Origin of the sequence: Halomonas alkalicola, from assembly GCF_030704205.1 — a bacterium.
Lineage (GTDB): Bacteria > Pseudomonadota > Gammaproteobacteria > Pseudomonadales > Halomonadaceae > Halomonas > Halomonas alkalicola.
In genome coordinates, this window is sequence record NZ_CP131913.1 from 79928 (window position 1) to 102446 (window position 22519).

At 69.5% G+C, this 22519-nt stretch carries 25 protein-coding genes, 1 tRNA gene and 1 pseudogene; 12 read left to right on the top strand and 15 right to left on the bottom strand.

The features are described 5' to 3' along the window. Positions 1 to 35 precede the first annotated feature (35 nt). The 3 genes from B6N23_RS00405 to B6N23_RS00415 all read left to right on the top strand — a co-directional run bounded on the left by B6N23_RS00405 (position 36) and on the right by B6N23_RS00415 (position 3626). Positions 36 to 1952 carry a propionyl-CoA synthetase gene (locus tag B6N23_RS00405; RefSeq protein WP_305501129.1) on the top strand — a complete coding sequence of 639 codons (1917 nt, stop codon included), beginning with the start codon at positions 36 to 38 and terminating at the stop codon, positions 1950 to 1952. A gap of 185 nt (positions 1953 to 2137) precedes the next feature. After that, the gene (locus B6N23_RS00410; protein ID WP_305501131.1) at positions 2138 to 2818 is read left to right on the top strand and encodes a 7-cyano-7-deazaguanine/7-aminomethyl-7-deazaguanine transporter; all 681 of its coding nucleotides are present in this window, start codon (positions 2138 to 2140) and stop codon (positions 2816 to 2818) included. 34 nt (positions 2819 to 2852) lie between these two features. Beyond that, entirely contained in the window at positions 2853 to 3626 is a 774-nt protein-coding gene (locus B6N23_RS00415) for an alpha/beta fold hydrolase (RefSeq protein WP_305501133.1), read from the top strand. A gap of 16 nt (positions 3627 to 3642) precedes the next feature. Here the strand turns inward: B6N23_RS00415 and B6N23_RS00420 are convergent, their stop codons facing one another. Continuing rightward, positions 3643 to 5028, bottom strand: a complete 1386-nt coding sequence (locus B6N23_RS00420) for an ABC transporter substrate-binding protein (RefSeq protein WP_305501135.1) — start codon at positions 5026 to 5028, stop codon at positions 3643 to 3645. A 149-nt stretch (positions 5029 to 5177) separates the two neighbouring features. Between B6N23_RS00420 and B6N23_RS00425 the strand changes: the two genes are divergently transcribed. Next, positions 5178 to 6884, top strand: coding sequence for a potassium/proton antiporter (locus B6N23_RS00425; protein WP_302143116.1), 1707 nt, complete (start codon positions 5178 to 5180; stop codon positions 6882 to 6884). Here B6N23_RS00425 and B6N23_RS00430 read toward each other — a convergent pair. Both B6N23_RS00430 and B6N23_RS00435 read right to left on the bottom strand, forming a co-directional pair. Beyond that, complete coding sequence (locus tag B6N23_RS00430) at positions 6878 to 7432, bottom strand: YaeQ family protein (protein ID WP_169958316.1); 555 nt, start codon at positions 7430 to 7432, stop codon at positions 6878 to 6880. The genes B6N23_RS00425 and B6N23_RS00430 overlap by 7 nt on opposite strands. A gap of 79 nt (positions 7433 to 7511) precedes the next feature. Beyond that, positions 7512 to 7601 (bottom strand) — tRNA-Ser (locus B6N23_RS00435). 119 nt (positions 7602 to 7720) lie between these two features. On the opposite strand from B6N23_RS00435, the gene B6N23_RS00440 reads away from it, so the two are divergent. The 7 genes from B6N23_RS00440 to B6N23_RS00470 all read left to right on the top strand — a co-directional run bounded on the left by B6N23_RS00440 (position 7721) and on the right by B6N23_RS00470 (position 11038). Continuing rightward, positions 7721 to 8164, top strand: a complete 444-nt coding sequence (locus tag B6N23_RS00440) for an NUDIX hydrolase (protein ID WP_169958317.1) — start codon at positions 7721 to 7723, stop codon at positions 8162 to 8164. A gap of 91 nt (positions 8165 to 8255) precedes the next feature. Next, positions 8256 to 8924: a Bax inhibitor-1/YccA family protein gene (locus B6N23_RS00445; RefSeq protein WP_169958318.1), complete on the top strand. Its 669-nt coding sequence runs from the start codon at positions 8256 to 8258 to the stop codon at positions 8922 to 8924. Positions 8925 to 9000: 76 nt separating this feature from the next. Continuing rightward, the gene (tusD, locus tag B6N23_RS00450; protein ID WP_110068804.1) at positions 9001 to 9393 is read left to right on the top strand and encodes a sulfurtransferase complex subunit TusD; all 393 of its coding nucleotides are present in this window, start codon (positions 9001 to 9003) and stop codon (positions 9391 to 9393) included. Between the two features lie 9 nt (positions 9394 to 9402). Then, positions 9403 to 9786 (top strand): DsrE family protein, encoded by a 384-nt coding sequence (locus B6N23_RS00455; protein ID WP_305501142.1) that lies wholly within the window; start codon positions 9403 to 9405, stop codon positions 9784 to 9786. A gap of 28 nt (positions 9787 to 9814) precedes the next feature. Further along, on the top strand, positions 9815 to 10105 hold the full coding sequence (gene tusB, locus B6N23_RS00460) for a sulfurtransferase complex subunit TusB (protein ID WP_110068739.1): 291 nt from the start codon (positions 9815 to 9817) through the stop codon (positions 10103 to 10105). Next, a complete protein-coding gene (locus tag B6N23_RS00465; RefSeq protein WP_305501150.1) occupies positions 10105 to 10458 on the top strand; it encodes a TusE/DsrC/DsvC family sulfur relay protein in 354 nt (117 codons plus the stop codon). Before tusB ends, B6N23_RS00465 begins: the two co-directional genes overlap by 1 nt. A 7-nt stretch (positions 10459 to 10465) precedes the next feature. Beyond that, positions 10466 to 11038, top strand: a complete 573-nt coding sequence (locus B6N23_RS00470) for an ACP phosphodiesterase (RefSeq protein ID WP_305501152.1) — start codon at positions 10466 to 10468, stop codon at positions 11036 to 11038. Between the two features lie 12 nt (positions 11039 to 11050). On the opposite strand, the pseudogene B6N23_RS00475 reads toward B6N23_RS00470, so the two are convergent. From B6N23_RS00475 to B6N23_RS00525, 12 genes and pseudogenes are all read right to left on the bottom strand, one after another. Then, positions 11051 to 12257, bottom strand: a pseudogene (locus B6N23_RS00475) (molybdopterin molybdotransferase MoeA). A 77-nt stretch (positions 12258 to 12334) separates the two neighbouring features. Further along, on the bottom strand, positions 12335 to 12856 hold the full coding sequence (moaB, locus tag B6N23_RS00480; protein WP_119021092.1) for a molybdenum cofactor biosynthesis protein B: 522 nt from the start codon (positions 12854 to 12856) through the stop codon (positions 12335 to 12337). Beyond that, on the bottom strand, positions 12853 to 13173 hold the full coding sequence (locus B6N23_RS00485; protein WP_305501155.1) for a DUF1244 domain-containing protein: 321 nt from the start codon (positions 13171 to 13173) through the stop codon (positions 12853 to 12855). The genes moaB and B6N23_RS00485 overlap by 4 nt, the downstream gene beginning before the upstream one ends. A 101-nt stretch (positions 13174 to 13274) precedes the next feature. Continuing rightward, entirely contained in the window at positions 13275 to 14330 is a 1056-nt protein-coding gene (locus B6N23_RS00490; RefSeq protein WP_305501157.1) for a formate dehydrogenase subunit gamma, read from the bottom strand. Positions 14331 to 14341: 11 nt separating this feature from the next. Further along, the gene (fdh3B, locus tag B6N23_RS00495; protein ID WP_305501158.1) at positions 14342 to 14992 is read right to left on the bottom strand and encodes a formate dehydrogenase FDH3 subunit beta; all 651 of its coding nucleotides are present in this window, start codon (positions 14990 to 14992) and stop codon (positions 14342 to 14344) included. Positions 14993 to 15021: 29 nt separating this feature from the next. Beyond that, positions 15022 to 15750, bottom strand: coding sequence for a molybdopterin dinucleotide binding domain-containing protein (locus B6N23_RS17155; protein ID WP_500796446.1), 729 nt, complete (start codon positions 15748 to 15750; stop codon positions 15022 to 15024). After that, positions 15686 to 17881, bottom strand: a complete 2196-nt coding sequence (locus B6N23_RS00500) for a molybdopterin-dependent oxidoreductase (protein ID WP_500796445.1) — start codon at positions 17879 to 17881, stop codon at positions 15686 to 15688. Before B6N23_RS00500 ends, B6N23_RS17155 begins: the two co-directional genes overlap by 65 nt. Before the next feature lie 31 nt (positions 17882 to 17912). Continuing rightward, entirely contained in the window at positions 17913 to 18116 is a 204-nt protein-coding gene (locus tag B6N23_RS00505; RefSeq protein ID WP_110068731.1) for a twin-arginine translocation signal domain-containing protein, read from the bottom strand. A 77-nt stretch (positions 18117 to 18193) separates the two neighbouring features. Continuing rightward, positions 18194 to 18826: a TorD/DmsD family molecular chaperone gene (locus B6N23_RS00510; RefSeq protein ID WP_305501160.1), complete on the bottom strand. Its 633-nt coding sequence runs from the start codon at positions 18824 to 18826 to the stop codon at positions 18194 to 18196. Positions 18827 to 18828: 2 nt separating this feature from the next. Then, complete coding sequence (locus B6N23_RS00515) at positions 18829 to 20538, bottom strand: 4Fe-4S dicluster domain-containing protein (RefSeq protein WP_305501162.1); 1710 nt, start codon at positions 20536 to 20538, stop codon at positions 18829 to 18831. Positions 20539 to 20572: 34 nt separating this feature from the next. Further along, positions 20573 to 21106 (bottom strand): DUF3306 domain-containing protein, encoded by a 534-nt coding sequence (locus tag B6N23_RS00520; RefSeq protein WP_110068728.1) that lies wholly within the window; start codon positions 21104 to 21106, stop codon positions 20573 to 20575. Then, the gene (locus B6N23_RS00525; RefSeq protein WP_369424763.1) at positions 21103 to 21534 is read right to left on the bottom strand and encodes a DUF3305 domain-containing protein; all 432 of its coding nucleotides are present in this window, start codon (positions 21532 to 21534) and stop codon (positions 21103 to 21105) included. The genes B6N23_RS00520 and B6N23_RS00525 overlap by 4 nt, the downstream gene beginning before the upstream one ends. A 132-nt stretch (positions 21535 to 21666) precedes the next feature. Between B6N23_RS00525 and B6N23_RS00530 the strand changes: the two genes are divergently transcribed. After that, a complete protein-coding gene (locus B6N23_RS00530; RefSeq protein ID WP_305501165.1) occupies positions 21667 to 22518 on the top strand; it encodes a formate dehydrogenase accessory sulfurtransferase FdhD in 852 nt (283 codons plus the stop codon). Position 22519: the final 1 nt, after the last annotated feature.

Here is a 22519-nt window from a genome sequence, read left to right on the forward strand (position 1 = left end):
ATCCTTCGATGTCACTGACCTGCTACAGGACGATCATGAGCACCTACGCCAACGAATTTCGCCGCTCCATCGAGCAGCCGGAGAGCTTCTGGGCCGAGCAAGCCCGTCGTATCCCCTGGTTCAAGGCGCCGACCCAGATCCTTCACTATGACGAGGCCAACCACGCCCGCTGGTTCGCCGACGGCGAGCTGAACATCTGCCACGCGGCGCTGGACCACCACGTGGAGCAGGGACGCGGCGACCAGCCGGCGATCTTCTGGGACTCGCCGGTCACCGACAGCAAGCGCACCCTGACCTATCGCGAGATGCGCGACCAGGTGGCGACCTTCGCCGGCGCCCTCAGGGGGCTCGGCGTGGAGAAGGGCGATCGCGTGGTGATCTACATGCCCATGGTCCCCGAGGCGCTGGTGGCCATGTACGCCTGTGCACGTCTGGGCGCCGTCCACTCGGTGGTGTTCGGCGGCTTCGCGCCCCACGAGCTCGCCGTGCGCATCGAGGACGCCACCCCCAAGGTGGTGGTGGCCGCCTCCTGCGGGGTCGAGGTCAACAAGGTCCTGCCCTACAAGGGGATCATCGATGCGGCCGTCGAGCAGAGCAGCCACAAGCCGGATGCCTGCGTGATCTTCCAGCGCGAGCAGCACACCGCCGAGCTAGGCGAGCGCGACCATGACTGGGCCGCCCTGATGGCCTCGGCCGAGCCCGCCGACTGCGTGCCGGTGAAGGGCACCGATCCGCTCTACGTGCTCTACACCTCCGGCACCACCGGCAAGCCCAAGGGCGTGGTACGCGATACCGGCGGCTACGCGGTGGCGCTGGCCTATTCCATGGAGGCCATCTACGACATCGCCCCCGGCGAGGTCTTCTTCTCCGCCTCGGACGTGGGCTGGGTGGTGGGCCACTCCTACATCGTCATCGTCTATGCGCCGCTGCTGCGCGGGGCCACCAGCGTGGTCTACGAAGGCAAGCCGGTGAAGACCCCGGACGCCGGTGCCTTCTGGCGGCTGATCAGCGAGTACCAGGTGAAGAGCTTCTTCACCGCGCCGACGGCGTTCCGCGCCATCAAGAAGGAGGACCCGGACGGCAAGCTGCTGGCCCAATACGACATCTCCTGCATGAAGGCGCTGTTCCTGGCCGGCGAGCGGCTCGATCCGCCCACCTTCCACTGGCTCGACGACCTGCTCGAGGTGCCGGTGATCGATCACTGGTGGCAGACCGAGACCGGCTGGCCCATCGCCGCCAACCTGCATGGCCTGGAGCCGATGCCCACCAAGGCGGGCAGTGCCACCGTGCCGGTGCCTGGCTTCGACGTGCAGATCCTCGACCGTGAGGGCGAGCGCATGGGCCCGATGGAGCAGGGCAGCGTGGTGATCAAGCAGCCGATGCCGCCGGGCTGCCTGGTGGGGGTGTGGGGCGACCCGCAGCGCTTCCACGCGGCCTACATGGCGGCCTTCCCGGGCTACTACCTGACCGGCGACGGCGGCTATGTGGACGAGGACGGCTACCTGTTCATCATGGGTCGCACCGATGACGTCATTAACGTGGCTGGCCACCGTCTCTCCACCGGCGAGATGGAGGAGGTCGTCGGCGCCCATTCCGCCGTGGCGGAGTGCGCGGTGATCGGCATCCACGATGCCCTCAAGGGGCAGTTGCCCATCGGCCTGGTGATTCCGAAGGACGGCTTCGAGGGGCGCGAGGACGACCTCGAGCAGGAGCTGATCGCCCTGGTGCGCGAGAAGATCGGCCCCATCGCCTGCTTCAAGCAGGTGCTGGTGGTGGACCGCCTGCCCAAGACCCGCTCCGGCAAGATCCTGCGCAAGCTGCTGCGCAGCATCGCCGACGGCAAGGAGTTCGGCATCCCCTCCACCATCGACGACCCGGCCAGCCTGCAGGATGTGCACGAGGCCATGAAGGCTCGTGAGGTGGGCGCCGCCCACGAGGCGCGCCAGGTCTGATGCGCTGACGGCATTACGCGGCGGCATTCGCCAGACCGCCTCCATGACGCCGCCCCTCGGGGCGGCGTTCTTGCTGCTGGCATGGCAAGCGCCAGGCGAGGTCCGTATAATGCGCGACCGCACGCTGCCGCGGCAGCCCGTTCCACGAGGGTTCCCTCACCCCTCCCGTAAAAAAAGGATGCTCCATGTTCGCGCTTTCCGATGCTCAGCAGCGTCGCCTGCTGGCCCTGCTGATCGGCTTCCATATCCTGGTGATCGCCGCCAGCAACTACCTGGTGCAGCTGCCCTTCACCCTGTTCGGCTTCCATACCACCTGGGGCGCCTTCAGCTTTCCGTTCATCTTCCTGGCCACCGACCTCACCGTGCGGCTGTTCGGCAAGGAGCCGGCCCGGGCCATCGTGATGCGGGTCATGCTGCCGGCCCTGGTGATCTCCTATGTGGTCTCGGTGGTCTTCCCGCGGGGCGGCTATGCGGGCCTGGGGGCGCTTGGGGAGTGGAACCTGTTCGTGGCCCGCATCGCCGTGGCGAGCTTCATGGCCTACCTGCTGGGCCAGCTCCTCGACGTGCACGTCTTCGACCGCCTGCGAGGCCTCAGGGCCTGGTGGGTGGCGCCGGCGATCTCCACCGTGCTCGGCAATCTGGCCGACACCTTCGCCTTCTTTTCGATCGCCTTCTACAACAGCCCCGACCCCTTCATGGCGGCCAACTGGCTGGAGATCGCCTGGGTCGACTATGTCATCAAGCTGGGCATCAGCCTGCTGTTCTTCGTGCCGCTGTATGGCGTGCTGCTGGCGACCCTGAGCCGCCGCCTGGTGGCGGCTACCGAGGCCGAGCCTGCCGCTGCGGCGGCGAGGTCCCGCCCCTGACACAGGCCGGGGAGCCGGCCAAGGAGAAAGTGCCATGAGCGTAGAGCTCAACTATCTTGATACCGGTGGCGATGGCGTGCCGCTGGTGGTGATCCACGGCCTGTTCGGCAGCGCCGACAACTGGCGCTCCCACGTCAAGGCGTGGGAGGCGACGCGGCGGGTGATCACCGTGGACCTGCGCAACCACGGCCGCTCTCCCCACGTCGAGGGGATGGGCTACGACGCCATGGCCGAGGATGTGACCCGCCTGCTCGACCGCCTCGAGGTCCCCCGCGCCCACCTGCTCGGCCACTCCATGGGCGGCAAGGTGGTGATCTCGCTGGCGCGCCTGGCGCCCGAGCGGGTGGCCTCGCTGATCGTTGGCGATATCGCGCCTGTGGCCTATGGCCACGACCACGACACGGTGTTCGCCGGCCTGCGCCGCCTCGAGGAGGGGAAGCCGGCCAATCGCCGCGAGGCGGACGACCTGCTGGGCGAGCACGTCAAGGAGCGGGCGGTGAGGTTGTTCCTTGCCACCAACCTGGAGCGTGGCGAGGAGGGCGGGCTCAGGCTGCGCCTGGGGCTCGACGAGATCCAGGAAGACTACGAGACCATCATGGGGCCGACGGCGGGCGAGGGTGCCTTCAGCGGTCCGACCCTGGTGCTGCGCGGCGCAAACTCCCACTACGTTACCGATGAAATGCTGCCGGCCCTGCGGGAGGTGCTCCCCGAGGCCGAGGTGGTGACCCTGGAGGCCGGCCACTGGCTGCATGCCGAGCAGCCCGAGGCCTTCCGCGACGCGGTCGACCGCTTCCTCGTCCGGCGCTGATCCGGGCGGGGCGCCTTCAGGGGGCGCCGAGGTCGACCCCGAGCCCGCCGACCGGGGTCAGGGTCTCGGTCAGGCCGCGCTCGTGGAGGAACGCCTCGAAGCGGGCATAGCCGCCCCGGTCCAGGGCGGCGGGGCGGGCGCTCAGGCGCAGCAGCATGGACAGCCAGGCGTCCCGGTTCGCCGGGGTGTCCATGGCGGGTTCCCGCTCCGCCAGGAGCGCCCAGGCCGCCTCGGGATGCTCCAGGCTCCAGGCGGTGGCTTCGGCGAGCGCCTCCAGCAAGCGCCGCAGGCTCTCTCGCTGCCCACCCACGCGGTCGCGGTTAGCCACCAGGATCAGCCCCTCGTGGCGTGGGATCCCGTGCTCCTCGAGTCGCAGCAGGTGGGTGGAGAGGCCTTCGTCGCCCAGTCGCCGGGGCAGGCCGAGGCGCTGTGGCGTCATCACGCCGTCCAGTCCCTGGTCGACCATCTCGTTCACGGCGCTGAAGTTGACGTCCACCAGTTCGAGTTCCTCGATGGCAATACCGTGGGGCTTGAGCAGCAGCGGCAGCAGCAGCTCGCGGCTCTCCTCCACCGAGTAGCCGATGCGCCTGCCCGCCAGCTGGGCCGGTGACGCCAGGTCGCCGTCGTCGCGCAGCAGCAGACCCGCCAGGGGCAGCTCGACCAGGGTGCCGATCCGCACCAGCGGCATGCCGCGATCCACCTGCAGATGCAGCAGCGGCTGACGACTCAGGGCGAGATCGATGCGCCCGGCGGCCAGCAGCCGCGTCGGCAGGGTGGGGGCGGCGGGGGTGGTCAGGGTCACCTGCAGGCCCCGGCGCTCCAGCATGCCCCTGTGCAGGGCGATGAACAGGGCAGCGTGCTGAGGGCCCGGGTACCAGTCCAGCATGATCTCCAGGGGCTTGAGGGGCGGCGGCTCGAGGGGCTCGGGAGGCGTGAGTGCCACCCTGGGGCCCTCGTCGACCAGATCGCTCGTCGCATCGGCCTCCGGTGAGTCCGAGCTGTCCTGGGGAGCCGGGGCGGCGCCGATGGCGTCCTCTCCATCCGTGTGGCCGGTGGCATCGCCGGCCGGGGGCGGCGGTGCCGGCCTCACAACAGCGGACTCACTGCCTGCCTCCCGAGCCTTCTCGGTCGTCTTCTTGGGCGTCTCCTCGGCTGTCTCTTCTGACGGGGCCTCTGATGGCTCCTCGAGGGCCTGCTCCCGCGCCGGGATCTCGGGCACCAGGACGGTCGTCGCAAGCTTGGCGGGCGCCGGTGCGTCCCGGGGGAGGTCGGGCACCACCAGGGGCGGGGGCTCCTCGGCCGCTACGCTCGTCATCGGCGCCAGGCTCGAGAGTGCCGCCATCAGCAGGGTGAGGGCGGACGCCACGGCGGTCAGTCGCCTGGGCTGGGCGGGGTCGGGCATGCACGGGCTCCGGCAGTGGTGCCGGCATCTGGCCGGCTGGCGGCAGCAGAGTGTAGCCGCTCTCGGGAAGGGCTGACCAGCCCGGGCCGGCGGCGTCGCGCCGCTGCAAGCCGCATGCGATAATGGCCCTTCACCGCCTCGAGGATGCCATGGACGCCATCAATACCCTCTTCATGCTCAGCGGCCTGCTGATCGCGCTCAGCGTGCTGGCCAGTCGCCTCTCCAGTCTGGTGGGGCTGCCTTTGCTGTTGATCTTCCTCGGCCTCGGCATGCTGGCGGGGGAGGAGGGCCTGCTCGGCATCCAGTTCGACGACTATACCCTGGCCTTCACCATCGGCCACCTGGCGCTGGCGATGATCCTGCTCGATGGCGGGCTGCGCACCCGCCTCAAGACCTTCCGGGTCGGCTTCCGGCCGGCGCTCTCGCTGGCGACTCTCGGCGTCTTCATCACCAGCGGGCTGATCGGGCTGCTGGCCATGTGGATCTTCGACCTCTCGCTGCTGCAGGGGCTGCTGGTGGGGGCGATCGTGGGCTCCACCGACGCCGCCGCGGTGTTCTCGATGCTCAGCGGACGAGGCGTCAACCTCAACGAGCGGGTGGGGGCGACCCTCGAGATCGAGTCCGGCACCAACGACCCCATGGCGATCTTTCTGACCCTGGTGCTGGTGGAGATGCTGGTGGGGCAGGTGAGCGGCACCGCCGACACCCTGCTGCTGCTGGTCCAGCAGTTCGGGCTGGGCCTCTCCATCGGCGTGGGTGCTGGCTGGCTCAGCGGCAAGCTGCTGCGCTGGGTGGATCTGGCCCCCGGGCTCTACTCGCTGCTGGCGCTGGCGCTGGGCTTCTGCGTCTTCGGCCTGACCAGCTTCCTCGGCGGCAGCGGCTTCCTGGCGATCTACCTGGCGGGGCTGATGATCGGCAACCAGCCCGGGCGCCACCTCAATTTCATCCTGCCGGTACACGATGGCCTGGCCTGGCTCAGCCAGATCGGCCTCTTCCTGGTGCTGGGGCTGCTGGTGACCCCCAGCGAGATGATCGAGTATGCACTACCGGCCAGCCTGGTGGCGCTGGCGCTGATCTTCGTGGCCAGGCCCCTGGCGGTGCTGATCAGCATCAAGCCCTTCTTCAAGTTCCGCTGGCGGGAGACCGGCTTCATCGCCTGGGTGGGCCTGCGCGGCGCGGTGCCCATCGTGCTGGCGATCTTCCCGGTGATCGGCGGGGTGGAGAACGCCTCGCTCTACTTCAACGTGGCCTTTGCGGTGGTGCTGCTCTCGCTGCTGGTCCAGGGGGGGACCCTGGGCTGGATGGCGCGGCTGATGAAGGTCGAGGTGCCGTCATCGGTGACCCCCAACCAGCGCGGCCCGCTGGGCATCCTGCCGGAAAACGACTTCGAGATGTTCGTCTACCGGGTGGAGAACTCCGACCTCGAGGACGTGCCCATCCGGCTGCTGCGCTTCCCCTCGGGGGCGCTGATCTCGGCGCTGTTCCGCGACCATGTGATGTTGCACCCCAAGGGCAGCACCCGCCTGCAGCTTAATGACGTGATCTGCGTGATCGGCCGCAGCGAGGATCTGCCGGCGCTGAACCGGCTCTTCAACGGCGATGCCAAGCTCAAGCAGGAGCGCGCCTTCTTCGGTACCTTTACCTTCGCCGGTGAGGCGCGCATGCAGGATATCGCCGATGCCTACGGTCTGACGCTCAGCCAGGCGGAGAAGGAGATGACCCTGGCGGACTTCATCTCCCTGCGGGTGGGCGGGCATCCGGTGGTGGGGGACGACGTGGACTGGCACGGCATCCACTGGGTGGTCAGCGAGATGGAGGGCAACACCGTGACCAAGGTGGGGCTGAGGCTCTACTGAGCCGCGCTGGCCTGCTGGCGGATCTCGACGCCGACCTCCACGGAGGCCTCCGGCGTGGCCAGCCACATCATGCCGTCCTGCAGGGTCGCATTGAGGTCCATTCCCCGAGCGGCCAGCCTGCCGAGTTCGGCAACGGTCTCGGGCGCGACATCGATGACCGTGAGGTTGGCCAGGGTTCTCAGCTTGCCGGCGAGCTGCTCCCACCAGAGCCGGGAGCCGTGGCCGCCATAGGTGTAGATCACCACCTGCCGCGAACGGCCGCAGGCCCGGCGAATCTCCCGCTCGTCCGGCTGACCGAGCTGGATCCACAGCTCGATCTCGCCGGTGAGGCTCCTGAGCCACAGGTCCGGCTCGTCATCGGTGCTGACGCCGCGCCCGAAGGCCAGGTCCGGATGGGCGTGGCGCGCGAAGGCCAGCAGGCGCAGCATCATGCGCTCGTCGGTCTCCGACGGGTGGCGGGCAACGGTCAGCACGTGCTCGCCGTAGTAGTGCCGATCCATGTCGGCAACCTGCAGGCGCGCCTTGCAGATGGTGGCCTTCAGCGCCATGGCGCCCTCCTGGGAATGGTGGGGTTGGATGGCCAGAAACGAAAAAGGCACCCGCAGGTGCCTGATTCTCTTGATGCGATGGCGGAGGGACAGGGATTCGAACCCTGGAAAGGCTTTCACCTTTGCCGGTTTTCAAGACCGGTGCATTCAACCGCTCTGCCATCCCTCCGGCTTACGGCGGTGAATATTACCAGCTTTCGGTGCCGGGTCAAGAGGGCCTTGGGATCAAGGCGTTAGCCAGGATGCCGTCAGGGTGCCAGACGTCATTCCGCGACCAGGGAGCCTGCCATGACCAGGAATGAATCCAACGCCTTTCCGGCCGCCGCCGTCTCCTGCGCGGTGGTAAGAGGAGGGCGGTTGTTGATGGTGCGGCGGCGCCACCCGCCCAACGCCGGACGGCTGGCGCTGCCGGGCGGCAAGGTGGAGGCGGGGGAGCCCCTCGCCGTGGCGGCGGAGCGCGAGCTGCTCGAGGAGACCAGCGTGCGGGCCAGGGCCGATGAGCCGCTCACCGCCTTCGATGTCATCGAGCGGGAGAGCGATGGCCGGCTGCGCTTCCACTACGTGGTGGTGGTGATGCGCATGGCGTGGGAAGCGGGCGAGCCGGTCGCTGGCGATGACGCCAGCGAGGCCCGCTGGATGGAGCTCGAAGCCCTGACGGCGGCCGCCGATGGGGTCTGCGCGACGGCCGCCGAGCTGGCTGCCCGGCTGCTGGGCGCAGGGAAACAGCGTTGAGCGATGCCCATCAAGGGCTTGCGCGGGGAACCTCGAGTCGGCATTCTAGGTCCACTGCCACGACCAACCAAACACAGGGAGCACTGGATCCATGGCATACCAAGACACCCAGCTTACCCGTCAGCAGAGCCAGGCGCTCAGCACCAACAAGGTGCTGCGCAATACCTATGGCCTGCTCGCCATGACGTTGATGTTCTCGGCGGTGACCGCTGGCGCCGCCATGGCCATGGGCGTTGAACGCCTCAACATCTTCGTGTTCTTCATCGGCGCCTACGGCCTGATGTTCCTGGTGCACAAGACCGCCAATTCGGCCGCCGGCCTGCTGGCGACCTTCGCCTTCACCGGCTTCATGGGCTTCACCCTGGGGCCGATCCTCAACGCCTACCTGGCGCTGCCCAACGGTGCCGCCCTGGTCATGAACGCCCTGGCCATGACCGGCCTGACCTTCATCGGTCTCTCCGCCGTGGCGCTGGTCTCCAAAAAGGACTTCAGCTTCCTGGGCAACTTCCTGATGGCCGGTGCCATCGTGCTGATCCTGGCCATGGTCGCCGGGCTGATCTTCCAGATTCCGACCCTGATGCTGATGGTCTCCGCCGGCTTCGTGCTGTTCGCCTCGGCGGCGATCCTCTACCAGACCAGCGAGATCGTGCACCGGGCCGGCGAGACCAACTATATCCTCGCCACCATCACCCTCTATGTGTCGATCTACAACCTCTTCATCAGCCTGCTGTCGCTGCTCGGCATCATGAGCAACGACTGATCCTGGCGGGTCACGAGGACCTCGGCTGGCCCCGCCTCGGCGGGGCCAGCCTGTTTGTGGAGTGTCGAGTGCGATGATGCGCTACGCGATTCTGTTGATGGGGGCGCCCTACAGCAGCCAGGCCGCCCATTCCGCCCTGCGCTTTGCCCGGGCGCTGGTGGGGCGTGGCCACCGCCTGGAGGGGGTATTCTTCTACCATGACGGTGTGCACAATGCCGCGCGCCTGGCCACGCCGCCGCAGGACGAGCCGCACCTGGTGGACGGTTGGGCTGCGCTGGCCGCCGAGCACGGCGTGCCGCTGCAGGTCTGCATCGCCGCGGCGCTGCGCCGCGGCCTGCTCGATGAGCGCGAGGCGGCCCGCCACGGCAAGCAGGGCCACAGCATCGAGCCCCCCTTCGAGCTGACCGGGCTGGGGCAGCTGGTGGATCTTGGCCTGCACTGCGATCGCCTGGTCACCTTCGGACCCTGAGGAGTGCCCATGCCAAACGAAAAGGTACAAGGCGTCGACGGGGATCTGCTGGTCATCCTGCGTCACGCCCCCCACGGCACCAGCTGGCTGCGCGAGGGCCTGGATGCCGCCCTGGTGGCCGCCGCCTTCGGGCGCCGGGTGACTCTGCTCTTCATGGGCGAGGGCGTCACCGCCCTGGTGCCCGGCCAGGCGAACGGCCCCCTGGGGCAGAAGGGCACCGCGCCCACCCTCGAGATGCTCGAGATGTACGATATCGATACCCTGCTGGTGGAGGCGGAGGCGCTGGCGCGCTTTGGCCTGGCGGTCGAGGGGCTGATGCTTCCCGCCAGGGCGGTCGCGGCCGCGCAGCTGCCTGCGCTGACCGCCGACCATTCGCTGGTACTGACCTTCTGAGGGCGGCGGGGCCGCCCGGAGAGACCCGATGCTGCTGCATATTCTCAATCGCTCGCCGGCCACTAGCGAGGTCTACCGCCAGGCGCTGGCCGCCATGGGGCCGGCCGATCGGCTCCTGATGATCGAGGACGGGGTGCAGGGCGCCCTGGAAAGCCTGGCGGGCCGCTTCGGTGACCTGCAGGGGCGCCTCTACGTGCTGGAGGAGGACCTCGCCGCCCGCGGGCTGGTGCCGCTCAGCGCCGACTCGGTGATCCGGGTCGATATGGAGGGCTTCGTCACCCTCACCGAAGAGGCGCAGCGCACGGTGAGCTGGTTCTGATGGCGACCACAGAAATATACCGTTATCTAGCTGTTAACGATCAACAGGTGACTCTGGATCCGGAGGGATACCTGGTCGTCCTCGGCGACTGGACACCCGAAGTCGCCAGGTGCCTGGCCGAGGAGGAGGGCATCACGCTGACCGACGAGCACTGGGAGGTGATCCAGGTGCTGCGCGACTTCTACCAGCGCTTCGAGCAGGCGCCGGCGATGCGGCCCCTGGTAAAGGCCGTGGCCAGGGCCCTGGGCGAGGAGAAGGGCCGCTCGATCCACCTGATGCGGCTTTTCCCCGGCAGCCCGGCCAAGCTCGCCGCGCGCATCGCCGGGCTGCCCAAGCCCACCCACTGCCTGTGAGCGACCCGTGAACTTCCTGGCGCATGCCTGGCTGGCCCGTGGCGGCAGTGATGACTTCCTGTGGGGCAACCTGATCGCCGACGGGGTCAAGGGGAGCGATCTCTCCGCCTGGCCGGGGGGGGTTGCCGCCGGCATTCGCCACCACCGTCGGGTGGACGCCTTCGTGGATGCGCATCCCGTCGTGGCGCGGATCCGTCGCCGGGCGCCCGATCGCCAGCGTCGCTATGCCGGGATCGCCCTGGACCTGGTGTGGGATCACTTCGTGGCGCGGGAGCTGGGCCTTCAGGCCGGGCACTCCCCGCTGGTGGCCCGCACCTACCGGGTGCTGCGGGCCCGGCCGGCGCCGGCGCGCCTGGCCACGCTGGTGCCGGTGCTGGTGGAGCAGGACTGGCTGCATCGCTATGCGGATTTCGCCTTCACCTGTCGGGCGATTGCCGGTATCGGCCGTCGCCTCTCCGGCCCCAATCGGCTGGCCGAGCTGGTGCCCTGGCTCGAGGAGGAACAGCGGCGTCTGGAAGAGGAGTTCCTGCGCCTGTGGCCGGAGGTGCGCCAGGCGCTGGAGGTGCCGGCACATCCCTAGCCGGCGAGGCGCTCAGGCCCCGCCGATCCAGAGGCAGTCGACCCTATCGCCCACCTCGAGGCGCGTCTCCGGCGGGACCACCGCCAGGGCATCCGCCGCGATGCAGGAGGAGAGCACCCCGGAGTTCTGGTCGCGGAAGGCGTGGGCACTGATGCCCTCCGTGCCGAATTCGAGGCGAACGCGCATGTAGTGCGCGCGGGGTCCGGTCTGGGTAGCAAAGGCGGCGCGCGCCGCCAGGCGCGGCAGCTCGAGCAGAGCCGGTGCGCCGAGCAGCGCGCCCATCAGCGGGCGCAGGAACAGCCAGGCCCCCACGAAGCTCGATACCGGATTTCCCGGCAGGCCCACGAAGCGGGCCTCGTGACCCTCGGCGGGGAGCCGCCCCAGGGCCAGCGGCTTGCCGGGCCGGATAGCCAGGCGCCACAGGTCCAGCTGCCCCAGCGCCTCCACCGCCGCCTTGACGTGATCCTCCTCGCCGACGCTGACGCCTCCCGTGGTGATCACCACGTCGGCCTCCCGGGCCGCCGCGGCCAGGGCCTGGCGGGTGCCCTCGGCATCGTCGGGAATCGCGGCGACCCGCACCACCTCGGCGCCGAACCGCTCGAGCAAGCGCCTGAGCATGGGGCGGTTGGAGTTGTAGATCTGACCCGGGCCGAGGGGGCGGCCGGGGTCGACGATCTCGTCCCCGGTGGAGAGCAGCGCCACCGGGGGGGCGGCGGCGCACCGTCACCTCGGTGATGCCCTGGCCGGCGAGATGGCCGAGCGCCGCTGCCTCGAGGGGCTCGCCGGCCGGCAGCAGCTCGTCACCCGCGCTGACGTCGCGGCCGCGGCGGCGGACATTGTCGCCGGCCGGGACCTCCGGCGGGATGCGCACGCGCTCTCCCTCGCGCTCGCAGCGCTCCTGCATCACCACGCAGTCGGCCCCCGGGGGGATGGCGCCGCCGGTGAAGATGCGTGCGCAGGTGCCGCGCTCCAGGGGGCCACCGGTAGCGCCCGCGGCGATGCGCTGGCTCACCCTGAGCCAGCCGCCGGCATCGCCGTGGTAAAGCGCGTAGCCGTCCATGGCGCTGTTGTCGAAGGGGGGCACGTCGAGGCGTGCCGGCACCGACTCGGCGAGGATGCGCCCGGCGGCCTCTTCGCAGGAGATTCGCTCCCCGTAAAGGGGGATGACCCCTTCCAGCAGCGCCGTGAGTGCCGCCTCGACGGGCTTGAGATCAGCCATGCCGGCCTCGCTCAGGGATCACGTAGTTGGCCCGAACTTGCAAGGATCTACACGGCTTGTGCCGGGAGATATTGGCGTCAGACATGCTGGCCTCGCTCCGGGATCACGAGGTTTGCGAAGTTACATGGCTTGTGCCGACTGTCGAGCTGCTCGGCGAGGATGCCGTCCCACCCGGTGCGACAGGCGCCGGTGGAGCCGGGCAGGCAGAACACCACGGTGGCGTTGGCCAGGCCGCCCAGGCAGCGGCTCTGGACCGTGGAGCTGCCGATCTCGTCCCAGCTGAGCTGGCGGAACAGTTCGCCGAAGCCCTCGATCTCCTTGTCGAGCAGGGCCCTGACGGCCTCGGGGGTGGAGTCCCTGCCGGTAAAGCCGGTGCCGCCGGTGGTCAGCACTACCTGGACGTCGGGGTCGGCGATCCACGCCGAGACCACTGCACGGATACGGTAGATATCGTCGGGGACGATCTGCCGGTCGGCCAGGCGGTGGCCGGCCTCGGTCAGGCGATCCACTAGCGACTGGCCGCTGCGATCGGTGGCCTCGGTGCGGGTGTCGGAGATGGTCAGCACGGCGATGGAGAGGGGGAGCATCGCTTCGCTCATCGTGCCTTCTCCTGCTTCTGGGCCTGGCGCGCCGCGAAGGCGGCCTGCTGCTGGGGGGTGGCCTCCTGCTGGTAGTGTGTCTTCCACTCCGAGTAGGGCATGCCGTAGACGTACTCGCGGGCGGCCTCGTAGTCGAGCGCCTCCCCGCGCTCCTCGGCGGCACTGACCAGCCACTTGGAGAGGCAGTTGCGGCAGAAGTCGGCCAGGATCATCAGGTCGATGTTCTGCACTTCCTTGTGCTCGTCGAGGTGCCTGAGCAGGCGGCGGAAGGCGGCGGCCTCGAGTTCGGTGCGGGTGGCGTCGTCGAGATGGTCCATGGCGCTCTCGTTCTCCCTGGGTGAGTTGGGTCAGGATGGAGCCAGCATAACAAAAGACACCGCCCGTAGGCGGTGTCGTGTGGGGGGCGGTTCAACGCGGTTCATCCGGGGCGAGAGGCCGTCTCGTTGCGGTCGCCATCGGTGGCACTGGCCGCGTCAAGGCGCTCCTCGGGCACCGCCTGGTCCTTGACCTCCTCGTACCAGAGATTGTGGTGGTCCTTGGCCCAGGTCTCGTCCACGTAGCCGGTGGTCATGCCCTCCAGCGATCCCTCCGAGCCGATGGTGCCGATGTAGATATGGCCCAGCGCCACCGCGGTGAGCCCCAGGGCGCCGCCCCCGTGGATCAGGTTGGCCCACTGCATGGTGTCGCGGCTCTGGCCGTAGTTGGGGAAGTCCAGCACGAAGCCGCTGGCCACCACGGCCAGACCGGCGGTGGCCAGCAGCCAGAACCACAGCTTCTCGCCGCCGTTGGCAAAGCCGGCATCGGGATGGCCCTTGCCCACCAAGCCGCCGCCCTGGCGGAACCACTCGAGGTCGTGGCGCTTCGGCCAGTTGTGCTTGAGCACCCTGGCCAGCAGCACGATGAGCAGCACCCCGAACAACGGGCCAAGGTAGTTGTGGGCCAGCTTCGAGGCCGAGATCATCGCGCCCCAGACCGCATCGCCGAACAGCGAGCGAAACACGAACTTGCCGTAGAGCAGGTTCAGGCCACTGAGCGCCAGGACGATGAACAGCGTGGCCACCGTCCAGTGCAGCGAGCGCACGAATAGTGGCCAGCGCAAGAGCTTGCGGCCGGTACGCGGCTCGCTGAGGTCCTTGCGGCCGATGATCACGTAGAAGAGCGCAATCGCCGCGATCATCCCGCCTACGGCGATCAGGCCGAAGGGGGAGACCCAGCGGTTGCGCAGCTGCCGCCAGCGCTCGCCGCTGGAGTTGACCAGGTTGTAGGTGGAATCGAAGCGGGTGTCGCGGAAGTTGGCATCCACCTCGCCGCTGCGCACCTGGCGCCAGATATCGGGACTGACGCCGCCCACCGCGGTAGCCGCTTCGCGTTCGGTCTCCGCCTGGGCCATGGCGGGAGCGGCGAGCAGGGCGGTCAGGGCCAGCAGCACCGCCAGCAGCAGCCCCCTCAGGGGCCCATTTCGGCACAGGCACATGGCATCACCTCCTAGCCCTGGCGGGTCGCGTCATAGGCCAGCGCATCGGCCTGGGAGAGATCGCCGCCGCCGCGGGTGCGCTCCTGCTCGCGGCGCTGGTTGCTCGACCAGCCACCGTCGGGATGCCCGCGATGGATGACCCGTTGACGGAAGATATCGGCCACCGTCTGAGCGTCGCCGGCGAGCAGCGCCTTGGTGGAACACATCTCGGCACACAGCGGCAGCTTGCCCTCGGCAATGCGGTTGGCCCCGTACTTCTCGTACTCCTCCTCCCTGCTGTCCGCCGGTCCGCCGGCGCAGAAGGTGCACTTGTCCATCTTGCCGCGCTCGCCGAAGGCGTTCTGCTTGGGGAACTGCGGGGCGCCGAAGGGGCAGGCATAGAGGCAGTAGCCGCAGCCGATGCAGAGGTCCTTGTCGTGCAGGACGATGCCGTCGTCGGTCTTGTAGAAGCAGTCCGTGGGGCAGACCGCCATGCAGGGGGCGTCGTCGCAGTGCATGCAGGCCACCGAGATCGAGACCTCGTCGGCCTGGCCGTCGTTGAGGGTCACCACCCGCCGGCGCTGGATGCCCCAGGGGACATCGTTGGCGTTCTTGCAGGCGGTGACGCAGCCGTTGCAGTCGATGCAGCGCTCGGCGTCGCACATGAATTTCATCTGTGCCATGTCTTGTTCTCCTGGTCGCTGTCGATCGCTCAGGCGCGCTCGATCCTACAGATGGTGCATTTGGTTTCCTGCATCAGGGTCACAGGGTCATAGCCGTAGGTGGTCGCCGTGTTGGCTGCCTCGCCCAGCACATAGGGCGCCGCCCCCTCCGGGTAGCGGTCGTGGAGATTCTCGCCCTGGAAGATGCCGCCAAAGTGGAAGGGCATGAAGGCCACCCCGCGGCCGACCCGCGGCGTGACCAGCGCCTTGACCCGCACGCGGCCGCCCTCGGCGCCCTCGACCCAGACGGTGTCGCCGTCGCGTATGCCGATGTCGTTGGCATCCGCCGGGTTGACCTCGACGAACATCTCCTGCTGCAGCTCGGCGAGCCACGACATGGAGCGGGTCTCCTCGCCGCCGCCCTCGTACTCCACCAGGCGACCCGAGGTGAGGATGATCGGGTAGCGGTCGGAGTTGTCGTTCTCCTGGATGCTGCGATAGAGGGTGGGCAGCCGGAACAGCGAGCGGAAGTCGTCCCAGGTGGGAAACTGTTCGACCAGGTCGCGACGGGTGGTGTAGAGCGGCTCGCGGTGCTTGGGCACCTGGTCCGGGAAGGTCCATACCACGGCGCGTGCCTTGGCGTTGCCGTAGGGAGCGCAGCCGTGCTCGATGGCCACCCGCTGGATGCCCCCGGAGAGGTCCGTCTTCCAGTTCTCACCCTCGGCGGCGGCCTTCTCCTCGTCGGTGAGGTCGTCCCACCAGCCCAGGTCCTTGAGCATCTGGTCGGTGAACTCGGGATAGCCATCGTCGAGCTCGCCGGCGACCGGGGCCGAGCCCTCGGCCAGCAGGTTCACGCCGTTGCGCTCGATGCCGAAGCGGGCCCGGAAGCCCATGCCGCCCTCCTTGACCGGCACGCTGGGGTCGTAGAGGAGGCGGGTTGGGCGAGCCGGGGTGGGCGAACTCCGGCGTGCCCCAGCAGGGCCAGGGCAGGCCGTAGTAGTCGCCGTCGGCGGGACCGCCCTCGGCGCGCAGGTCCTCGAAGCTGAAGGTGTGCCAGTGCTTCTGGTGCTCCTTGAGGCGCTCCGGGCTCTGGCCGGTGTAGCCGATGGTCCAGGTGCCGCGGTTGATCTCGCGCAGGATGTCCTCGATCAGCGGCTCCTTGCCGTTGACCTGGATATGGCGGGTCAGCTCCTCGGCGAAGCCGAACTTCTCGGCCAGCAGGTACATGATCTCGTGGTCGGGCTTGGACTCGAACAGCGGCTCGATCACCTTGTCGCGCCACTGCAGCGAGCGGTTGGTGGCGGTCACGCTGCCGGTGGTCTCGAACTGGGTGCAGGCAGGCAGCAGATAGACGCCGTCGGTGCGGTCATGCATGACCGCGGCCACCGGGGGGTAGGGGTCGACGATCACCATCATCTCGAGCTTCTGCATGGCGCGGCGCATCTCGGGGCCGCGGGTCTGGGAGTTGACCGCATGGCCCCAGTAGAACATCGCCTTGAGTGCGGTGCGCTGGGAGATCGCCTCGTCCTCCTCGAGCACCCCGTCGACCCAGCGCGAGACCGTGATGCCGCTGCTGTTCATGGGCAGGCCGTCGTGGTACTCGGTCTGGTCGAAGCGGCCCTTGAGCCACTCGTAGTCGACGTCCCAGACCCGCGCCCAGTGCTGCCAGGCCCCCTCGGCCAGGCCGTAGTAGGCCGGCAGGGAGCTGGAGTCGAGGCCGAGGTCGGTGGCGCCCTGGACGTTGTCGTGGCCGCGCAGGATATTCGCCCCGCCGCCGGACTTGCCGATGTTGCCAAGGGCCAGTTCGAGGATGCAGTAGGCGCGGGTGTTGTTGTTGCCGGTGGTGTGCTGGGTGCCGCCCATGCACCAGACGATGCAGCCCGGCTTCTGGGTGGCCAGGCGCTGCGCCACGTCCCGCATGGTGGCCTCGGGCACGCCGGTGACGTCCTCCACCACCCTCGGGGTAAAGGTGGCGACCTCGGCGCGCACCTCGTCCATGCCGTAGACCCGCTGCTGGATGTACTGGCGATCCTCCCAGCCGTTCTCGAAGATGTGCCACAAGAGGCCCCAGATGAAGGCGACATCGGAGCCGGGGCGAATGCGCACATGGGTATCGGCCTTGGCCGCGGTGCGGGTGAAGCGGGGATCGGCGACGATGATGTCGCAGCTGTTGCGCTCCTTGGCGATCAGGAAGTGCTGCATCGCCACCGGGTGGGCCTCGGCGGGGTTGGAGCCGATGAACAGCATCGAGCGGCTGTTGTGCATGTCGTTGAGCGAGTTGGTCATCGCTCCGTAGCCCCAGGTGTTGGCCACCCCGGCGACCGTGGTGGAGTGACAGATGCGCGCCTGGTGGTCGGTATTGTTGGTGCCCCACAGGGAGGCAAACTTGCGCAGCAGGTAAGCCTGCTCGTTGTTGAACTTGGCCGAGCCGAGCCAGAAGATGCTGTCGGGGCCGTGGGCCTCGCGCAGGGCCAGGACCTTGTCGCCGATCTCCTCGATGGCCTCGTCCCAGTTCATCCGCTGCCACTGGCCGCCGACCAGCTTCATGGGGTACTTGAGGCGGCGGCTGGAGTGGCCATGCTGCCGCAGCGAGGCGCCCTTGGCGCAGTGGGCGCCGCGGTTGATGGGGTGGTCGAAGGCGGGCTCCTGGCGCGTCCAGATCCCTTCCTGCACCTCGGCGTAGGTGCCGCAGCCCACCGAGCAGTGGGAGCAGATGGTGCGCTTGACCTCGACCGGGGAGTCGAGCACCGGGGTCTTGCCGCTCGCCTCGACGGGTCGCATCATCCCGTGGCCCATGAAGCCGGCGGCCGCCAGACCCCCGGTGGCCGCGCCGCTGCGCTTGAGGAACTGCCGGCGGGAGATGCCGAGCCCCGCCGGGCGTGGGGTGTCTTGCTTGCGTGTCAGACGCATGGTGTCTTACCTCCTGACCTGGGCGGGGCGCTCAGTCGCGCAGGGTGGCGTAGTAGGTGCGGATATGCTCGGTTTCCCGGTAGTTCCTCTCCGCCGGTTCGCGCTCAGGGGAAGGTGGGGCGTCTGCCTGGCTGAGGCTGACATGGCCGATGACAGCGGTGGTACCGGCCAGGGCGCCGCCGGCCCCCAGGGTGCGGAGGAAGCGGCGACGCTGGGCGTCGTGGGGTCGGTTCATGGCGTGGTTCCTCGAATCAGGCGTTGGGACGTTCTTGTTGGTTGTTGTCGGCCGCGTCAGTCGAATGGCCAGGGTGGCTAACCGGCAGCCGGGTCGATCATGCGTACCGGTGACTCCTCGGTCATGGCCTCGAAGCGCTGCCTCTCCTGCGCCAGAAAGGCAATGCCCAGGCGCCCAGTACCAGCGTAGATGGGGGGGGACACCCTCGCCAGGTCAGCCAGACAACGCTGCGCCCACGAGGCCAGGTGGCGATGGAAGAAGGCCGCCTGGTCGGGTGAGCCGCCCTCCACCAGCAGCGCCATCACTTCGAGCAGGGCGCCCAGGTGGTCCTCGGGGTCGCGGCTCTCCTCGGCCCGGGCGATGCCCAGCCGGCGCAGGTCGCGGCGCAGGGCCACCAGGGGCTCGTCCATCAGGGTGCCGTGCAGGTACCAGGAGGCGTAGGGCGTGACCTCCCCCTGGATCACCCCGACCAGCAGCTCGAAATGCGCCCGGCCGGCCGCCTCGGGAGTGGTCGTCTGGGCGGCATCGGCCAGCGCCTGCCAGGCGGCGCTCATCTCGCCGCCGTCCTCGTCGGGCTCCAGGTGGGCAAGAAGATCGAGCAGCTCGGCATCCGGCGGCGCGAGCAGGAGCCGGGCAAGCAGGCGGTAGATATCGGCGCGCAGAGCCTCTCGTTCATCCACCGCGGCCACGGTCTGGCGGTTGTCATGCATGGCTACACCTTCAGCTGGCGTTCGGGGTCGCGGGCGAGCTCCTGCCAGACGTCCTGGACGCGGCAGTCCTCGCACATCTCGAGGCGTGCGCGGGCCTCACCGGCGAAATAGGGGTGGTCGGCCAGCTTGCGCTGGATGCTGGCGATGGTGCTGGCAGTGGCGAAGGGCTTGCCGCAGCGGATGCAGGCGAAGGCCGGCTCCTCCTTGATCACGCGGGTCTCGCACCGCTCGGGCGCGGCGAGGAACCCCGGCGCGAGACGGATCGCCTGCTCCGGGCAGCCGGCCGCGCACAGGCCGCACTGGATGCAGTCGGCCTCGCGGAAGGCCAGGCGCGGGGTGGTGTCGTCGCCGCCGGAGAGCGCCGGGGTGGGACAGAGCGCCACGCAGCCCTGGCACAGCGTGCAGCGCTCGGTGTCCACCTCGATGGCGCCGAAGGGCGCACCGGCGGGCAGGGCGTGGCTCTCACCGCTCGGGGCCCCCTGGGCGGCCAGCCAGTCGAGGGTAGCGTTGAGGCGCTCGCGCTTGCCACCCGCCGGCTCGGCACGGGGGCGCGCGATCAGCGCCGCCTCCCGGGGCAGGGCGTCGCGTGCGCTGCCGTCGTCCTCGATGGAGAGCCATGCCAGACGCTCGGGGCGGTGCCCCAGGGCCGAGAGCAGCTCCCTGGCCTGGACAGCCTGGGCCTCGAGCTGCTGCTGCAGGGTCGGAGGGGTCTCGGCATCGCGCTGCAGGCGCACCTCGGCGGCGCCGGCCGCCAGGGCGGAGAGCCAGTGGTCGAGCCCGGCGGCGCCGAGCTCCTCCAGCTCGATGTCGAGCACATGGCCCGCCGGCTCGGCGGCTTCACAGCGGCGGCGCGCCTCGCTGACGAAGCGCACCACCGGGTGCTCGCCCCCGGCCTCGCCATAGGCGCCGAGCAGCCCCGCGAGGTAGCCCTCCAGGGGGGCGGGGTGCGGCAGGCGATACTCGATGGCCCCGGTGGGGCAGGCGCTGGCACAGCTGCCCGCTCCGTGGCAGCGGTGCGGGTCGACCTCGATCCAGGCCTCGACCCGGCCCTGGCGGCTGGCCAGGGCGTCGGCCGGGCAGGTCTCCAGGCAGCGGGTGCAGCCGGGCAGGCCGCTGCGCTGGTGGGCGCAGAGATCGGCGTTGATCTGCACGTGACGAGGGGCTTCGAAGACGCCGACGGAGGCGGCCAGCGTCTCCAGCGCCTGGTCGGCCTCGGCGCTGCCCCAGCGCACGGCCAGGTAGCCCGGCGGGGGCAGCTCCAGGGTCAGGTGCGGCCGGGCGCCGAGGTCGAGGACCTGGTCGAAGCGGGGCCGCCCCAGGGTGGCCTGGGCCAGGTTCACACTCTCCCCGTCCAGCGCCAGGGTGGCCAGGAAGCGTCCCAGGTAGCCCTCGAGGCGCAGGGCGTCGGCGTTGGCGGCGGTATGGCAGGGCAGGGCGGCGGTAGCCTGCCAGATCTGCTCCAGCGCCGGGTCATCCTCGGCGCTGGAGCGCTCGGTCACCAGCAGGGCGATGCCCGGCAGCCGGTCGATCAGCGTGGCGGCGGCGCGCCGCGCGTCGAGTTCGCTGCCCAGGATCAGCAGATGGCCCTGGCTCTCGAACTCCACGGTCTCGGGAGCCAGGTTGGCCGGCCAGGAGATGCGGCGCCTGGCGGCGTCGCGGGCGGCACGGTTGCGCCGGTCATCCAGCGACGTCAGGGCGATGGGGGCGGGCATGAACACCTCTTGTTGTTGGGGGGTAGGGCTCCTCTCAGTCTTGTCGAGAATCGCTAATATGACCTATGCCACCTTGGTCGCGTCCGACCGGTGCCGCGTCCGGGGCGGGCTCGACCGGAGGGTGAGCCTCGTCGTCGGCGACCCGCGCCTGCTCCTCGTCAGGGGCGGCCTCCTCGATGGCTTCTTCGGGCTCGAGGGCCTCGTTGACCCGCCGGCTCCAGTGTCGCAGGCGTTCGGCGACCTCCCGGGTCATGGGCTCGAGCTGGCTGTAGTCGCCGTCGTAGTCGTCGAGGCCGTCGCGGACCTGGTAGTGGTCGGCCTGCCAGAGGCGGCGAAGGGCACGGCGGCGCAGCGCCTGGCTGACCCCCTCCTGCAGATAGCGGCTGACCTCGCTGCCGGGCGGCAGGCTCTCGGGGTCGGGGAGGGTATCGTCCAGCAGGGGAGGCGGGGCGTCCGGCTCGTCGCTGGCGGCCGCTGCCTCGTGCGGAGGTGGCACCGCCTCCGCCGAGGCGGCGGGCTCGGCCTCCAGGCCGCGCTTGCGGCGCGACCAACGCTCCAGGCGGTTCATGGCTGAGCCTCCCGGGCGCGTCCGGCGCCCTTGCGCTTCTTCCTGCGCTCCTCCACGGGCGCCTCGCCGTGGCGGGCCAGATAGGCCTCGATCCACACCTGGATGGCCAGGGGCATGGGGGCTTCGAGCACCTGCTGCTCGCCGTCCATCCAGGCGGCGGCCACGTCCTGGCTGGCGGTGATGGCGGCGGCGCTGGCGGGGCCGCCGGTAAAGCCGGCGCGCACGAAGAGGCGAGGGTTGCCCGAGGAGAGATTGAAGCGGTAGGCGGCGCGCTCGGTCATGGTGAGCTGCAGCCACAGGGTGGCATCGCCGCCCCGCTCCGGGGTCAGGTCCGCGATGTGCCACTGGGTAGCCCGGAAGCCGTTGATGGTGTGCTCACGGGCCGCCAGGGTGATGCCGAAGGGGCGCATATGGTGGGCGTCTGTCACGGCACGCTCCTGTTGTTGTGGAGGGGGGGAGCCGAGGGCGGTGATGGCGGCGGTACTGGAGACAGTAAGGCGCCAGGGTGCCATGATGGTCAAGTCGCCGTCGGCACCCACCCACTACAGACGAGACGCCTCATGCCGTTCACCCGCAGCCATGCCCGCCTGCCCGCCACCCTGGAGATCGAGGTCCTCGACGAGTTCGGCGAGCCCCGTCGCCAGGCCATCGCCGCCGAGCGCGCGCTGACTCTCTATCTCAACAGGCGCGAGATTGTCACCCTGATGACCCTGGGCGATGACCCCGAGGCGCTGGTGGTGGGCTACCTGCGCAACCAGGGGCTGCTGACCCGCGGCGACGATCTCGTGGCGGTGCACGTGGACTGGGAGGTCGAGGCCGCGGCGGTGGTGACCCGACACCTGCCGGAGGATCTCGAGGAGCGTCTGGGGCATCGCACCGTGACCACCGGCTGCGGCCAGGGCACGGTGTTCGGCCGGCTGCTCGATGCGGTGCCTCGCCGCCCGCTGGCCGAGACGCCGCTGCGCCAGTCGACCCTCTATGCGCTGCTGGAGAACCTCGGCGAGCACAACCAGACCTACCGCAGCGCCGGAGCGGTGCACGGCTGTGCGCTGTGCCATCAGGCCCGGGTGCTGGACTTCGTGGAGGACGTGGGCCGCCACAACGCCGTGGATACCCTGGCGGGGCGGCAGTGGCTGGCAGAGGCGGATTCGGGGCAGGCGGATATCTTCTACACCACCGGGCGGCTCACCTCGGAGATGGTGCTCAAGGTGGCCCAGATGGGCATCGGGGTGCTGGTGTCGCGCTCCGGGGTGACCCAGAAGGGGGTCGAGCTCGCCAGCCGTTTCGGGGTGATGCTGATCGCCCGCGCCAAGGGGCGCCACTTCCAGGCGATCCACGCCGGCGAGCGCCTGGTGCTGGATGCCATCCCTCAGCGCCGCCCGGGAGACCGGGCGGCTGGCGCCAGGGGCTGAC

Bases quoted from the DNA above. Each gene is read 5' to 3' on its own strand.
- B6N23_RS00405 (WP_305501129.1), top strand. From the start codon at position 36: ATGAGCACCTACGCCAACGAATTTCGCCGCTCCATCGAGCAGCCGGAG.
- B6N23_RS00410 (WP_305501131.1), top strand. From the start codon at position 2,138: ATGTTCGCGCTTTCCGATGCTCAGCAGCGTCGCCTGCTGGCCCTGCTG.
- B6N23_RS00415 (WP_305501133.1), top strand. From the start codon at position 2,853: ATGAGCGTAGAGCTCAACTATCTTGATACCGGTGGCGATGGCGTGCCG.
- B6N23_RS00420 (WP_305501135.1), bottom strand. From the start codon at position 5,028: ATGCCCGACCCCGCCCAGCCCAGGCGACTGACCGCCGTGGCGTCCGCC.
- B6N23_RS00425 (WP_302143116.1), top strand. From the start codon at position 5,178: ATGGACGCCATCAATACCCTCTTCATGCTCAGCGGCCTGCTGATCGCG.
- B6N23_RS00430 (WP_169958316.1), bottom strand. From the start codon at position 7,432: ATGGCGCTGAAGGCCACCATCTGCAAGGCGCGCCTGCAGGTTGCCGAC.
- B6N23_RS00440 (WP_169958317.1), top strand. From the start codon at position 7,721: ATGACCAGGAATGAATCCAACGCCTTTCCGGCCGCCGCCGTCTCCTGC.
- B6N23_RS00445 (WP_169958318.1), top strand. From the start codon at position 8,256: ATGGCATACCAAGACACCCAGCTTACCCGTCAGCAGAGCCAGGCGCTC.
- tusD (WP_110068804.1), top strand. From the start codon at position 9,001: ATGCGCTACGCGATTCTGTTGATGGGGGCGCCCTACAGCAGCCAGGCC.
- B6N23_RS00455 (WP_305501142.1), top strand. From the start codon at position 9,403: ATGCCAAACGAAAAGGTACAAGGCGTCGACGGGGATCTGCTGGTCATC.
- tusB (WP_110068739.1), top strand. From the start codon at position 9,815: ATGCTGCTGCATATTCTCAATCGCTCGCCGGCCACTAGCGAGGTCTAC.
- B6N23_RS00465 (WP_305501150.1), top strand. From the start codon at position 10,105: ATGGCGACCACAGAAATATACCGTTATCTAGCTGTTAACGATCAACAG.
- moaB (WP_119021092.1), bottom strand. From the start codon at position 12,856: ATGAGCGAAGCGATGCTCCCCCTCTCCATCGCCGTGCTGACCATCTCC.
- B6N23_RS00485 (WP_305501155.1), bottom strand. From the start codon at position 13,173: ATGGACCATCTCGACGACGCCACCCGCACCGAACTCGAGGCCGCCGCC.
- B6N23_RS00490 (WP_305501157.1), bottom strand. From the start codon at position 14,330: ATGTGCCTGTGCCGAAATGGGCCCCTGAGGGGGCTGCTGCTGGCGGTG.
- fdh3B (WP_305501158.1), bottom strand. From the start codon at position 14,992: ATGGCACAGATGAAATTCATGTGCGACGCCGAGCGCTGCATCGACTGC.
- B6N23_RS17155 (WP_500796446.1), bottom strand. From the start codon at position 15,750: ATGCTCAAGGACCTGGGCTGGTGGGACGACCTCACCGACGAGGAGAAG.
- B6N23_RS00500 (WP_500796445.1), bottom strand. From the start codon at position 17,881: ATGCGTCTGACACGCAAGCAAGACACCCCACGCCCGGCGGGGCTCGGC.
- B6N23_RS00505 (WP_110068731.1), bottom strand. From the start codon at position 18,116: ATGAACCGACCCCACGACGCCCAGCGTCGCCGCTTCCTCCGCACCCTG.
- B6N23_RS00510 (WP_305501160.1), bottom strand. From the start codon at position 18,826: ATGCATGACAACCGCCAGACCGTGGCCGCGGTGGATGAACGAGAGGCT.
- B6N23_RS00515 (WP_305501162.1), bottom strand. From the start codon at position 20,538: ATGCCCGCCCCCATCGCCCTGACGTCGCTGGATGACCGGCGCAACCGT.
- B6N23_RS00520 (WP_110068728.1), bottom strand. From the start codon at position 21,106: ATGAACCGCCTGGAGCGTTGGTCGCGCCGCAAGCGCGGCCTGGAGGCC.
- B6N23_RS00530 (WP_305501165.1), top strand. From the start codon at position 21,667: ATGCCGTTCACCCGCAGCCATGCCCGCCTGCCCGCCACCCTGGAGATC.